15 protein-coding genes are annotated in these 13,768 nt (G+C 32.1%); 6 read left to right on the forward strand and 9 right to left on the reverse strand.

The genetic code is table 11. The features are described from left to right. The 3 genes from ABD766_RS04995 to ABD766_RS05005 all read left to right on the forward strand — a co-directional run bounded on the left by ABD766_RS04995 (position 1) and on the right by ABD766_RS05005 (position 2,572). On the forward strand, positions 1-1,299 hold the full coding sequence (locus tag ABD766_RS04995; RefSeq protein WP_344815642.1) for a gliding motility-associated protein GldE: 1,299 nt from the start codon (positions 1-3) through the stop codon (positions 1,297-1,299). Further along, on the forward strand, positions 1,292-1,861 hold the full coding sequence (gene gldD / locus ABD766_RS05000) for a gliding motility lipoprotein GldD (protein ID WP_344815643.1): 570 nt from the start codon (positions 1,292-1,294) through the stop codon (positions 1,859-1,861). The genes ABD766_RS04995 and gldD overlap by 8 nt, the downstream gene beginning before the upstream one ends. A 120-nt stretch (positions 1,862-1,981) precedes the next feature. Further along, the gene (locus ABD766_RS05005; protein ID WP_344815644.1) at positions 1,982-2,572 is read left to right on the forward strand and encodes a fasciclin domain-containing protein; all 591 of its coding nucleotides are present in this window, start codon (positions 1,982-1,984) and stop codon (positions 2,570-2,572) included. Between the two features lie 72 nt (positions 2,573-2,644). Here ABD766_RS05005 and ABD766_RS05010 read toward each other — a convergent pair whose 3' ends face one another. Next, entirely contained in the window at positions 2,645-3,025 is a 381-nt protein-coding gene (locus ABD766_RS05010; RefSeq protein ID WP_298304312.1) for a heavy-metal-associated domain-containing protein, read from the reverse strand. A gap of 109 nt (positions 3,026-3,134) precedes the next feature. Here ABD766_RS05010 and ABD766_RS05015 point away from each other — a divergent pair, with 109 nt between their 5' ends. Further along, positions 3,135-4,001, forward strand: coding sequence for a DMT family transporter (locus ABD766_RS05015; protein ID WP_344815645.1), 867 nt, complete (start codon positions 3,135-3,137; stop codon positions 3,999-4,001). Between the two features lie 74 nt (positions 4,002-4,075). Here the strand turns inward: ABD766_RS05015 and ABD766_RS05020 are convergent, their stop codons facing one another. Continuing rightward, positions 4,076-6,130, reverse strand: a complete 2,055-nt coding sequence (locus ABD766_RS05020; protein ID WP_344815647.1) for an insulinase family protein — start codon at positions 6,128-6,130, stop codon at positions 4,076-4,078. 11 nt (positions 6,131-6,141) lie between these two features. Further along, the gene (locus ABD766_RS05025; protein WP_344815648.1) at positions 6,142-7,470 is read right to left on the reverse strand and encodes a M16 family metallopeptidase; all 1,329 of its coding nucleotides are present in this window, start codon (positions 7,468-7,470) and stop codon (positions 6,142-6,144) included. 225 nt (positions 7,471-7,695) lie between these two features. Here ABD766_RS05025 and rplU point away from each other — a divergent pair, with 225 nt between their 5' ends. Beyond that, positions 7,696-8,391, forward strand: coding sequence for a 50S ribosomal protein L21 (gene rplU / locus ABD766_RS05030; RefSeq protein ID WP_344815649.1), 696 nt, complete (start codon positions 7,696-7,698; stop codon positions 8,389-8,391). A 32-nt stretch (positions 8,392-8,423) separates the two neighbouring features. Continuing rightward, entirely contained in the window at positions 8,424-8,684 is a 261-nt protein-coding gene (rpmA, locus tag ABD766_RS05035; protein WP_298305579.1) for a 50S ribosomal protein L27, read from the forward strand. 105 nt (positions 8,685-8,789) lie between these two features. Here the strand turns inward: rpmA and accC are convergent, their stop codons facing one another. The 6 genes from accC to pdxA all read right to left on the reverse strand — a co-directional run bounded on the left by accC (position 8,790) and on the right by pdxA (position 13,766). Then, positions 8,790-10,139, reverse strand: a complete 1,350-nt coding sequence (accC, locus tag ABD766_RS05040) for an acetyl-CoA carboxylase biotin carboxylase subunit (protein WP_298305577.1) — start codon at positions 10,137-10,139, stop codon at positions 8,790-8,792. A 93-nt stretch (positions 10,140-10,232) separates the two neighbouring features. Then, positions 10,233-10,712, reverse strand: a complete 480-nt coding sequence (gene accB / locus ABD766_RS05045) for an acetyl-CoA carboxylase biotin carboxyl carrier protein (protein WP_298305575.1) — start codon at positions 10,710-10,712, stop codon at positions 10,233-10,235. A 25-nt stretch (positions 10,713-10,737) separates the two neighbouring features. After that, a complete protein-coding gene (locus ABD766_RS05050) occupies positions 10,738-11,736 on the reverse strand; it encodes a beta-ketoacyl-ACP synthase III (RefSeq protein WP_298305574.1) in 999 nt (332 codons plus the stop codon). A gap of 141 nt (positions 11,737-11,877) precedes the next feature. Further along, positions 11,878-12,072 (reverse strand): 50S ribosomal protein L32, encoded by a 195-nt coding sequence (gene rpmF / locus ABD766_RS05055; RefSeq protein ID WP_298305572.1) that lies wholly within the window; start codon positions 12,070-12,072, stop codon positions 11,878-11,880. A gap of 9 nt (positions 12,073-12,081) precedes the next feature. Further along, on the reverse strand, positions 12,082-12,624 hold the full coding sequence (locus ABD766_RS05060; protein WP_344815982.1) for a YceD family protein: 543 nt from the start codon (positions 12,622-12,624) through the stop codon (positions 12,082-12,084). A gap of 77 nt (positions 12,625-12,701) precedes the next feature. Further along, on the reverse strand, positions 12,702-13,766 hold the full coding sequence (pdxA, locus tag ABD766_RS05065) for a 4-hydroxythreonine-4-phosphate dehydrogenase PdxA (RefSeq protein ID WP_344815650.1): 1,065 nt from the start codon (positions 13,764-13,766) through the stop codon (positions 12,702-12,704). Positions 13,767-13,768: the final 2 nt, after the last annotated feature.

The raw sequence follows: 13,768 nt of genomic DNA on the forward strand, positions 1-13,768 counted from the left end.
TTGGACCCAGAGCCCAGTTTTACATTATTTTCTACCGTTGACACCAACATGCTTTTTGGCATCATTGGAATTATAATTTTGCTTTTTTGCTCTGCGATGATTTCAGGATCAGAAGTAGCATTATTTTCTCTAAATCAAACCGATTTGGACGAATTGTCAAAAAAAAATTCTTCAACAGCCAAAGTAATTTCAGAATTACTTGCCAAACCAAAAAAATTATTGGCAACAATATTGGTGGCTAATAATTTTATCAATATTGGTATTGTAATTCTTTTTTCTTACTCGTTAAATAGCGTTTTTTCAGTAATTGAATCAACTCTTCTAAAATTTATAGTTGAAGTTGTTTTGGTTACATTTTTACTTTTACTTTTTGGAGAAGTTTTGCCGAAAGTTTATGCCAATAGAAACAATGTAAAATTTGCCTGTTTTATTGCTTATCCTATTTCGATTTTAGATAAAGTCTTGTCGCCTGTGAGCATACCTTTACGTTCAATAACCAACTTTATTCAAGAGAAATTAGGCAAACAAAAAACCAATTTTTCCGTTGATCAATTATCACAAGCTTTAGAATTAACCTCTTCAGATGATACTTCCCAAGAAGAACAAAAACTATTGGAAGGCATCGTTTCCTTTGGAAATACTGATACTAAACAAGTCATGAGTCCGAGGATTGATTTATTTGCTTTAGACATTGAAGAAACATTTGCAGAAATTTTTCCAAAGATTGTTGAAAAAGGATATTCTCGAATTCCAGTCTACAGAGACAATATTGACCACATAGAAGGCGTTTTGTTTATTAAGGATTTGATTCCACATATTAACAAAAAAGAATTTGATTGGAAAACATTACTTCGTGAACCCTTTTTTGTTCCTGAAAATAAGAAACTTGATGATTTATTGAAAGATTTTCAAGGCATGAAAAGTCATTTAGCAATTGTGGTTGACGAATATGGCGGAACGTCAGGAATTGTGTCTTTAGAAGATGTTATTGAGGAAATTGTAGGTGATATTAGTGACGAATTTGACGATGAGAATATTAATTTTTCTCAAATAGATGATAGAAATTACTTATTTGAAGGTAAAATTAACCTAAAAGATTTCTACAGAATTATTGATGTTGACGAAGATTTATTTGAAATAAGAAAAGGAGAAGCCGAAACTTTAGCCGGATTTATTTTAGAAATATTAGGGAATTTTCCAAAAAAAGGACAAAAAATACAATTTGAAAACTGCCTATTTACCATAGAAGTAGTTGATAAAAAACGAGTTAAACAAATAAAAGTTACCATTGATGCGTAAACCATTTCATTATATAGTAGGATTAACATTGGTTTTTACAGGATTACTATTTACAAGCTGTAAAGACGATGTTTTGCCAAAACCATCAAGCCAATTGCGATTAGATTATCCTGTGGCAGAATATGCTGCTTTTGAAAATCATTGTCCGTTTACCTTCAATATCAATTCGGAAGCTGTAATAAAAGAAAAAACTGATTGTGGTTTTACGATAACTTATCCGAAGATGAAAGCAACGATTTATTTAACTTATAAATCTGTAAATGGTAACATTGACAAACTGCTGCGTGATGCTCAAAAACTAACTTACGAACACGTTATTAAAGCCGACGACATCTTAGAACAACCTTTTATAAATGATGAAAAGAAAGTGTACGGTATGTTTTATCGTGTTGGAGGAAATGCTGCAACTAACTCACAATTTTACGTAACCGATAGCACAAAACATTTCTTGACAGGTTCGGTTTATTTTTATGCCAAACCCAACTATGATTCGATAATGCCAGCTGCAGATTACATTAAAAATGATATGCAAAATTTGATGGAATCGTTGAAGTGGAAGTAATTTTTTAATTGTTTGGTTTTCAATTTGTTTTCTATATTAAACTTTGTTTAATATATTGTTAAAAAGGTTGAACAAAATAAAGATTAACTTATCTTTACAACTAACATAAAAAAAACAAAAATGAACTTAGTAAAAAAAATTAGTACAATCGTAGTAATTGCTGCGATTTCTATTTCGTGTGATGGTAAGAAAAAAGAAGGAGAAACTACTGATGTTGCAACAGACACAACTGAAGTTGTAGCTGACACAACTAAAGTTGAAACTGCTTCAACAATTGTAGATGTGGCTTTAGGAAATCCTGATTTTTCAACATTGGTTGCTGCTGTTAAAGCTGCAGGTCTTGTAGAAACTTTAAGTAGTGAAGGTCCTTTTACAGTATTTGCTCCAACAAATGCCGCTTTCGATAAATTACCTGCAGGAGCTGTTGATAGTTTATTGAAACCAGAGAATTTAGAAAAATTAAAAGGTTTGTTGACGTATCATGTGGTTGCAGGAAAATTTGATGCTGCTGCGGTTACAGAAGCTATAACTAAAGGAAAAGGGAAATTTACAGTTACAACAGTACAAGGCGGAAAAATTGATTTAGGTTTAAAAGATGGTAAAGTTACTTTAACAGATGCAAACGGTAAAACTTCAACAGTTGTTATTGCTGATGTTGCTGCTTCAAATGGTGTTATTCACGCTATTGATAGCGTAGTTATGCCAAAATAATTATTAATTCAGCATTAAAAAACCGCTACAACTTTAATTGTAGCGGTTTTCTTGTGACAATGCTATTTAAATTTAAGCTTTATTTCCAAGTTTTACATCAGAAACTTTATAGGTTTTACCATCAGCGCAAGATTCTGCTGCTTTTACTAAATCTTCTGATTTTAATTTGTCTAAATCAAAATTTACAGTAGCCGTTTTTGTTTCAAAATCTACTTTTGCATTTTGAACGCCATCCATTTCGGCTAATTTTTCTTCGATAGTTTTAGCACATCCTACTGCGCAAGTCATTCCTTCAATATGAAATGTTGCTGTTTCAGGTTTTGTTGCAGCTGCAATTTCTTTTTTGGCAGTAGCTTCTTCTTTAACTTCTGTTGGTTTGCTATCTGTATTTTTACATCCCACAAAAAGCACTGATGCCAATGCTAAACCAACGATTCCTTTTGAAATTCTCATTGTATATATGTTTTTAATTTTTTGACTCTTATTAGTTTTACAAAATTACAACTTTTTTTATGCGACAATTCATAAAATTATGTCAATTTTGTGGTGCTAAAAAAATGCTATGCAAACAAATACATTGAAATGGTTGTTTTTAACTGTTCTTGCCTTGATTTGGGGAAGTTCCTTTATCTTAATCAAGAAAGGATTGGTTGGTTTATCGCCGATGCAATTGGGTTCGTTACGAATTATTTTCTCTGCAATATTCCTAATCATAATCGGATTTAAAAGCATCACAGAAATCAAACAACATCAATGGAAGTATATTGCATTAACTTCTTTGTTTGGGACATTTATTCCAGCATTTCTTTTTGCAATTGCTCAAACACAGATTAGTAGTTCCGTGAGTTCTATCTTAAATTCACTAACACCTTTAAACACTTTAATTATTGGTGGATTAGTATTTGGCTTAAACTTCAAACGAACACAAGTTTTTGGTGTAATCATTGGTTTAATTGGAACGCTTTTGCTGATTGTAAACGGTGCAATAAATCATCCAAATCAAAATTATTGGTATACTATTTTGGTTCTTATTGCTTCTATTTGCTATGCAACGAATGTGAATTTGTTAAAGAAACATTTATCCGATGTTAAACCTTTAAGTATTTCTACAGGAAACTTTTTAGTGATGTTAGTTCCAGCTTTGATTGTATTATTATCAACCGACTTTTTATCTGTTGTAGAAAATGTAGAAGTTCAAAATTCGATGATTTACATCATTATTCTTGGCGTTGTTGGAACAGGAATTGCGAATATTATTTTCTTTAAATTGATTCAAATGTCATCTCCAGTTTTTGCTACTTCAGTAACTTATTTAATTCCGGTTGTGGCTTTCTTTTGGGGATTATTAGACAATGAAATGCTTACACCAATACAATTTATTGGAGCTTTTATTATTTTGATTGGAGTTTATTTGTCGAGCAAAAAGTAGTGTTCAGTGTTCAGAAATAAAAAAACCGTTTCACATAACATGAAACGGTTTTTAACTTTATTATTTCTACCTAATTATTGAAAATCAGCATCGGTAACACCTTCGTTGATTTTTACTTCAGAAATTTTGATGTCTATATCTCTACCTTGAGACATGATGATATTGTGAGGTACTTTAATTCCTTTAACATCTTTATAGTCATTGAAAGTAATTGTAGAAGTCATTTTTTGACCATTTCTTTCAGATGTTGTTGATGATAAAAGTTTTAAACCTGTTTTTACATCATAGTAAATAGTTGTTTTACCATTTTTGATAGCATAAGCATCAACTCCATTTATTGATTCTATTCCGTCTACAACAACGTCAGCTTTTTTAGCTAATGCTAATTCTTCGAATGTTGTTGCTAAAGGTTTTTTCTCAGCAAATTCTTCTGGAGTTAAATCTTTCTTTTGACCTTGAGAAGAATTATATCCGCTTATATCTCCTATAACTTGTTTAGAAAGTTCCATCATTCCAACTAATTCTAGTTTAGATAATGTTTTTCCTTTCACATCTTTTTTCACAACATAAGATAATGGTGCTGGTGCACCTTCTATTTCTGAAGAACCAGTTAAGAAAATAGTTTTCACAGCAGCAACAGCTTTATCTCCACCAATAGCTTTGATATAATTATCCATAACTGTTTTTACAGTAACTCCAGCAGGAGTAGGCTTTTTCATAGCTGGTTTCTCTGTTGGATTTCCAAATTTATCAAAATAGAACATTGGAATTTTCAATCGTTCTAAACCAGGAATAACCTCTGAACCTTTACCAGTAACAATAATTCTTAAATTATCTTCAAGAACATATTTATTCATAACTCTCATAACATCATCAGCAGTTACAGCTTGAATGTTTTTGATGTAATTTTCATAGAAATCTGCAGGTAAACCTTCTGTTTCAATGTTTAATGCATAACGAGCTACTGTTTGCGGTTTTTCAACTTGCATTACAAATCTTCCAACATATCCAGCTTTTACATCATTTAATGTTTGCTCTGAAACTTTTTCTGTTCTAATTCTTTTAATTTCTTTTAAGAATTCAACAACAGCACTATCAGTAACAGCGTTTCTCACTTGTGAGTTAGCTTTAAATTTACTAGCCATGTATTTACTTGAACCTACATTAGAACGAGCGCCATAAGTCCAACCATGAGCTTCACGTAAGTTCATGTTTAAATAACTATTAAAATCTCCACCTAAAACTTGATTTGCAACAATAACTGGAAAGAAATCAGGGTCAGATAATTTTAAATTTACAGTGTTCACTAAAGAAATTTCAGATTGAACTGCATTTGGCATATCCACAAAGTTAATTTGTGTGTATTGAACGTTACTTGGAGTGTTGTAAGTAATTTGAGGTGCTTTAGCTTTAACCCAAGAACCAAAAAGTTTTTCAACTAATTTCTTAGTGTCTTTAAATTTAACATCACCAATAACTACTAAATAAGCCTTTTCTGGAACAAAATAAGTACTATAGTTAGTTTTTACATCTGATAAAGAAACATTATTAATTGTTTGCTCTGTTAGATATTCTCCAGCTGGATTATTTTTTCCGTAAACCAATACGTTTTCAACTCTTCCGGCAACAGCAGGAACGCTTTTCTCTTGTGTTTTTAAACCCTCAATAAGTTTTTCTTTTTCTTTATCAAATTCTTCTTGAGTAAAGTTTGGGTTTAATGCACCATCAGCCATTAATTCTAAAATTCTTTTTGAATATTTAGATAATCCACTTGCGAATGCACCGTTTGTACTAAAGTTTATATCAGCTCCTAAGAAATCTACTTCTTCATTGAAGGCATCTTTACTGATAGTTTTAGAACCATTTCCAATTAATGAACCTGTTAATTCATCTACACCTTTTTTATCGCCTTCTGCATAAGGAGCATTGTCGATAGAAAGATTGAATGAAACTCTAGGTAATTTATGATCTTCAACAACCAAAACTTTCAATCCGTTTGGTAAAACAAATGAAACTGGTTTTTTAATGTTAATAGTAGGAGCTGGTCCTGGTTTTGGCTGTGATCTGTCTTGTGCTTGCATAGTGATAGTTAAAAACAAGCTTGATAATATGATTAGTGATTTTCTCATTTTCGTGTAATTTATTTATTTTCAGCTTTGTCTTTTGCAGGAACATAATCTAAAATCAATCTTTGATTTGGATTCAAATACTTCTTAGCAATATCTCTAATTTCTTCACGAGTAATTGAACGATAGATTTCAATTTCTGTGTTGATTAAATTAATATCGCCATATAACATATAATATGTAGCTAAATTTTCAGCAACACCTTCAACGGTTGAATTTCCGTTTACATAGTTATTTTCGTATTTGTTTTTCAATTTCAACAAATCATTTTCAGAAATTAATTCTGTTTGCAGATTAGCGATTTCTGCATCTGCTTCTTTAATTAAATCTGCAGAAGTAAATTCACCTTGAGGAATTCCGATAATCATATAAGAACTATAGTCTTCTTGGCTATAGTTGAATGAACTTAATTGAAGAGCCATTTTCTTTTCATCAACGATTTTTTTGTACAATCTTGAACTTTTTCCATCGCTCAATAAAGTTGAAATCATGTCTAAAACTCTAGCATCTCTAGTTTTCATTGACGGTGTTCTGTAAGCCGCAACAACCATTGGTTTTTGAATATTCGGATCTTCATATCTAGCATTTATTTGTTGTGTAATTGGTTCTTCAACAAATGTTTGCTTAACCGGTTTTTCACCAGCAGGAATTGGTCCAAAATATTTTTGAATCCATTCTTTAGTTTTTGCAATGTCTAATTGTCCTGCAACTACTAAAACTGCATTTTTAGGAGAATAGAATTTTTTATTAAAAGCTTGAAATTCTTCTAAAGTTGCTGCGTCTAAATGTTCCATAGAACCAATAGTTGCCCAACGATAAGGATGTACTTTAAATAAATTCTTTTTTACCTGAGCAATCCAACTTCCATAAGGTTGGTTGTCAACTCTAAGACGTTTCTCTTCTTTAACAACTTCATTTTGAGTATCAACACCAATTTGGTTGATTACTGGATGCATTAATCGCTCTGATTCCATCCATAAACCTAATTCTAAATTGTTTGATGGAAAAACTTCAAAGTAGTAGGTTCTATCATCAGAAGTGTTGGCGTTGTTTGTTCCACCATTTCCTGTAACAATTTTGAACCACTCACCTCTCTTGATGTTTTCAGTTCCTTCAAATAATAAATGTTCAAAAAAGTGAGCAAAACCTGTTCTTTCAGGATTTTCATCTTTTGAACCTACGTGGTACATAACCGAAGTTATAACAACAGGTGCGGATTGATCGTTGTGTAATACAACATGCATTCCATTGGCTAAGTCATATTCCTCAAAAGCAACCTTTTGGGCATGAGCTGTTCCTCCAAGCATAAGCACTGAACTTAAAGCGATTAAAGATTTTTTCATAAAAACTATTATAAATTTTAGTTGATAGTACAATTAGTGTAATAATTGCAATTTCTGTTACACAAAAATAGATTTTTTTATTCCTACTTAAAAAAGTATTTAACTTTAAATTTGAAAATATATAATCAATTGATTTATAAGTGAAAACTTTTTTAAAAATGGGTTGTATGAGAAATATTTATTTGTATATTTGCAACCTTAAAAAAATTAACTAAACAATTTGTTATGTACGCAATCGTAGAGATAGCAGGGCAACAATTTAAAGTAAGCAAAGACTTAAAGGTTTATGTTCACCGTTTGGCTAGTGAAGAAGGTTCAAAAGTTTCTTTTGACAAAGTTCTTTTATTAGACGATAATGGAAATGTAACTTTAGGCGCCCCAGCTATAGAAGGTGCTTCTGTTGAAGCAAAAGTGTTACAACACTTAAAAGGTGATAAAGTAATTATCTTCAAAAAGAAAAGAAGAAAAGGTTACAAGAAAAGAAATGGTCACCGTCAGTATTTAACTCAAATCCTTATTGAAGGAATTGTTGCAACAGGTGCTAAAAAAGCGGCTCCAAAAGCAGAAAAAGTTGAAGCTCCAAAAGCTGAGAAAGCTCCAAAAGCAGAAAAACTTGTAGAAGCTGTTGAAGAAAAAGCTCCAAAAGCTCCAAAAGCAAAAAAATCTGGTGATGATTTAGTAATCATTGAAGGAATTGGTCCAAAAGCTGCTGAAGCATTAGTTGCTGCTGGAATTGATACATTTGCAAAATTAGCTGCTGCTTCTGCTGAAGAAGTTAAAGCAATTTTAGATGCATCTACTTCAAAAGTACAACATTTAGATCCAACTACTTGGGCGCAACAAGCTCAATTAGCTGCTGATGGTAAAATGGATGAATTAAAAAAATTACAAGATGAATTAAACGGTGGTAAAGCTGTTTAATTTTAGTATTAACTTATAAAAACCAATACATCATGGCTCACAAGAAAGGTGTCGGTAGTTCGAAGAATGGTAGAGAATCACATTCTAAACGTTTAGGCGTTAAGATATATGGTGGTCAAGCTGCAATTGCTGGAAACATTATCGTAAGACAAAGAGGTTCTAAACACAATCCAGGTGAAAATGTTTACATGGGTAACGATCATACTTTACATGCTAAAGTTGATGGTATTGTGAAATTTCAGAAAAAAGCAAATGAAAAGTCATTTGTATCTGTAATTCCTTTTGAAGCATAATCTAAACTATTTTAGATAATAAAAACCCTTTCAGTATTGAAAGGGTTTTTTTTATGAAACAAAATTCAAAAAAAAACCATTCGTTAATTCGAATGGTTTTTTGTATTATTCTTGTAAATCTTTCATTTTAAAAGATTCCATAAATGCTGTGGTATAATTCCCAGCTACATAATCTGGTTCATCCATCAACTGTCTATGAAATGGAATGGTTGTTTTAATTCCTTCAATATAAAACTCATCTAAAGCACGCTTCATCTTATTGATAGCTTCTTCACGTGTTTGCGCTGTTGTAATCAACTTTGCAATCATAGAGTCATAATTTGGTGGAATTGTATATCCAGCATAAACGTGAGTATCTAAACGTACTCCATGTCCGCCTGGTGAATGCAATACTGTGATTTTTCCTGGTGAAGGACGGAAATCATTATATGGATCTTCGGCGTTAATACGACATTCTATTGAATGTAATTGTGGTAAATAATTTTTTCCCGAAATTGGCACTCCTGCAGCAACAAGAATTTGCTCACGAATCAAATCGTAATCAATAACTTGTTCCGTTATTGGGTGTTCTACTTGGATACGAGTATTCATTTCCATGAAGTAGAAATTTCTGTGTTTGTCTACAAGAAACTCAACTGTTCCTGCTCCTTCATATTTAATATATTCAGCAGCTTTTACCGCAGCTTCTCCCATTTTATGACGTAATTCATCTGTCATGAATGGTGAAGGAGTTTCTTCGGTTAATTTTTGGTGACGTCTTTGAACAGAGCAATCTCTTTCTGAAAGATGGCAAGCTTTTCCATAAGAATCTCCAACAACTTGAATTTCGATATGACGTGGTTCTTCAATAAGTTTCTCCATATACATACCGTCATTTCCGAATGCTGCTGCAGCTTCTTGACGCGCACTTTCCCATGCTTTTAGTAAATCTTCTTCTTTCCAAATAGCGCGCATTCCTTTTCCACCACCACCAGCAGTTGCTTTCATCATTACTGGGTAACCAATTTCTTTAGCAACTTTTTGAGCATCTTCAAAAGAATCTAAAATCCCTTCTGAACCTGGAACACATGGAACTCCTGCCTCAATCATAGTAGATTTTGCAGTTGCCTTATCTCCCATCTTGTCAATCATTTCTGGCGAAGCACCGATGAATTTAATTCCGTGTTCTTGACAGATTTTAGAAAATTTAGCATTTTCAGACAAGAAACCATATCCTGGGTGAATTGCATCTGCATTAGTAATTTCGGCAGCTGCAATGATATTTGACATTTTCAAGTAAGATAAATTACTTGGTGGCGGACCAATGCAAACAGCTTCGTCTGCAAATTTCACGTGTAAACTTTCAGCATCAGCTGTTGAATAAACGGCCACGGTCTTTATGCCCATTTCTCTACAGGTTCTAATTACACGAAGTGCAATCTCTCCTCTATTGGCAATTAATATTTTTTTAAACATCTTATTTTTTTTAAAATTCAAAAAACAAATCCCAAACTCCAATTCCTAAGAAATAAACTTGGGATTTGGAATTTAAAATATTGGAATTTAAAATTATGATGGATCTACTAAGAATAATGGTTGGTCAAATTCAACTGGAGACATATCGTCAACAAGAATTTTAACAATTTTTCCTGTGATTTCAGCTTCAATTTCATTGAACAACTTCATTGCTTCAACAACACATAAAACATCACCTTTACCTATTGAAGATCCAACTTCAACAAAAGTTGGTTTGTCTGGAGCTGGTTTTCTGTAGAATGTACCAATCATTGGTGACTTAATTGTAACATATTTTGCATTTTCATCTACTGCAGGTGCAGCAGGAGCCGCTGGTGCTGCAACTTGTTGAACTGGAGCCGATTGTTGCACAGCTTGTTGCATTGGTGCTTGTTGCACATAAGTTATATCAGGAGTATTTCCTTCTAAAGTAGTTCTGATGGTAATTTTAATATCACCAGTTTCTAATTTTACTTCCGCAACGCCTGAATTAGATACAAATTTGATTAGGTTTTGAATTTCTTTTAAATCCATAATTGATTTGTTTAAGTTATAGTTTTTATTGTTTGTTGTATGCCCACTTAAGGTATATTGAACCCCAAGTAAATCCGCCACCAAAAGCAGCAAAAATAAGGTTATCTCCTTTTTTAAATTTATGTTCAAAATCACTCAACAACAAAGGTAATGTTGCTGAAGTTGTGTTTCCATATTTATGAATATTTACTAAGACTTTTTCTTCGTCAAGTTCCATTCTTGATGCAGTTGCATCGATAATTCTTTTATTAGCTTGATGAGCAATTAACCAATTTATATCTTCTTTGGTCAAATTATTACGTTGCATTATTTTATCACTAACATCAGCCATTCCAGAGACAGCATATTTGAAAACGGTTTTCCCATCTTGAAAAACAAAATGTTGACTATTTTCTACCGTTTGCTTAGAAGCTGGTAAAATAGAACCTCCTGCGTCAATTTTTAAATATTCACGACCAATTCCATCGGAACGTAAAAATTCATCTTGTAGTCCAAGTCCTTCGTTATTAGGCTCAAATAAAACAGCTCCTCCTCCATCACCAAAGATGATACAAGTTGCTCTATCGGTATAATCGATTATTGAAGACATTTTATCTGCTCCAATTAATAAAACTTTTTTATACCTACCTGATTCTATGTATGCCGCAGCTGTTGACATACCATAAAGAAAACTTGAACATGCTGCAGATAAATCATAAGCAAAAGCATTCACTGCTCCAATTTGTGTAGCAACATAAACTCCAGTTGTAGCAACAGGCATATCTGGCGTAGCAGTTGCCATAATTACCAAATCAATTTCAGCTGGATTAATATTTCCTCTTTTAAATAAATCTTGGGCAGCTTTTATAGCTAAATAAGAAGTTCCTTTCCCTTGTTCTTTCAACAATCTTCTTTCTTTAATACCAGTTCTAGTAGTAATCCATTCGTCGTTGGTATCTACAAGAGTTTCTAATACTTGGTTAGACAGAACATAATCTGGAACATATCCACCAACAGCGGTAATTGCGGCTGTAATTTTACTCATATAGTTTATTTATAACCTCTTTATAAATCAAATTTTAAAAGAGGTGGAATTTACAAAAAAATATTTAGTTATAATCAAATTTTATAAAAAACAAAAAACTCTCACAGGTCGTGAGAGTTTAAATGTAATTTTAAAAATATATTAAGCAGCAACTACTGATTTATCAATAACTACTTGACCTCTGTAATACATTTTACCTTCATGCCAGTAAGCTCTGTGGTATAAATGTGCTTCTCCAGTTACTGGACAAGTTGCAATTGTAGCTGCAGTAGCTTTGTAATGTGTTCTTCTCTTATCTCTTCTCGTTTTGGAGATTTTTCTCTTAGGATGTGCCATTTTACTATATTATTTATCCGTTAATAGTTGCTTTAATTTGTCCCATCTAGGGTCCGTATTTTCTTCTTTTTTACTCTCTTTTTTCTGTTCTTTTACAGATAGTTTTGTTAATTTTTCGAGGGTTTCTGTTTGTAAAGTTCCTTCTTTTATGCCAGGATGAACTCTTTTTAACGGAACCGAAAGCACAATCATTTCATAAATATATTGTGATATATCTATTTGATGCTCACCATGAGGCAAAATCAATAACTCTTCGTTATCGTTATTAAACTCTTCTCCAAAATTAACTACTAATCTTATTTTTCCTTTTATTGGAAGGTCAAACATTTCGTTAGTTAAATCACAAGGCACATGAATTGTTCCTTTGTGTTTGAAAGAAAGCTCCAACATGGTACTTTTTTTCTCTAAAACTACATTTACTTTGATATCACAATCTTCATATTCGTGATAATCAAAACTATCAAAGAACTTTTTCTTTATTTGAAATTCAAATTGATGTTTTCCTAACTTTAATCCAATAAACGGAATTAAAAATTCATTTGTAACTTTCATCATTTCATCAATTTGTCCCATCCGAAGATTCGGGTTTGGGAGTGCAAAGATATAAATTTATTGTAAATCCAAAAGCGTTAAGCACCTTTTTTTGTTTCTAATTGTTTTTCTTTTATTTTTAAAGGGTTTTTTGACAACTCTAAATACTCATTTCTTGAGTGATAGATGTCAATCGCAAGATAAACAGCCTCTTTGAATGAGGATGCATCTGCTAATCCTTTTCCTGCAATTTCATAAGCTGTTCCATGATCTGGAGACGTTCTTATCTTATTTAGACCTGCAGTGTAGTTCACACCATTGCCAAAAGCCAACGTTTTGAAAGGAATTAATCCTTGATCGTGATAGGTTGCAATTACAGCATCAAACTTTTCATATTGACCGCTTCCAAAGAATCCATCTGCAGAATAGGGTCCGAATGCTAGAATTCCTTTATCAAATAATTTTTTAATTGCGGGTTTTAAAATTTCGTCATCTTCTTTACCAATAACTCCATTATCACCAGCATGAGGATTCAAAGCTAAAACCGCAATTTTAGGTTTAGTTATGCTAAAATCCTGTTTTAAAGTCAAATTAATAGTTTCAATTTTTTGAAAAATTAATTTTTCTGTCAAATGCTTAGCAACATCATTTACTGGAACATGATCAGTTAATAATCCAACTCTTAGATTGTCTTGAACCATTAACATTAATGCATTACCTTCCAATTCCTTGTCCAAATAATCAGTATGTCCTGGAAATTTAAATTCTTCCGATTGAATATTATATTTATTAATTGGAGCAGTAACTAAAACATCTATTAGTCCTTCTTTCAAAGCATCGGTAGCAGCAACAAATGATTTTATAGCATACTTTCCTACGTTTTCATCATTTTGACCAAAATTAATATCTACTCCCTCTCTCCAAACATTAAGCACATTAATTTTTCCTTTTACTAATTGTTCCAGTTTATCAATTCCATGAAGTGCAACTTCAGAATTGAGGTTTCTTTTAATAAAGGATAAAATCTTAACATTAGCAAAAATTACCGGTGTGCACAACTCTAACATTCGAGTATCTTCAAATGTTTTTAATATTACTTCGCTTCCAATACCGTTTAAATCTCCTATAGAAATTCCAACGATTATATTTTCTGCTTTTTTCATAG

It is taken from the genome of Flavobacterium cheonanense (genome assembly GCF_039539185.1).
Taxonomy (GTDB): domain Bacteria; phylum Bacteroidota; class Bacteroidia; order Flavobacteriales; family Flavobacteriaceae; genus Flavobacterium; species Flavobacterium cheonanense.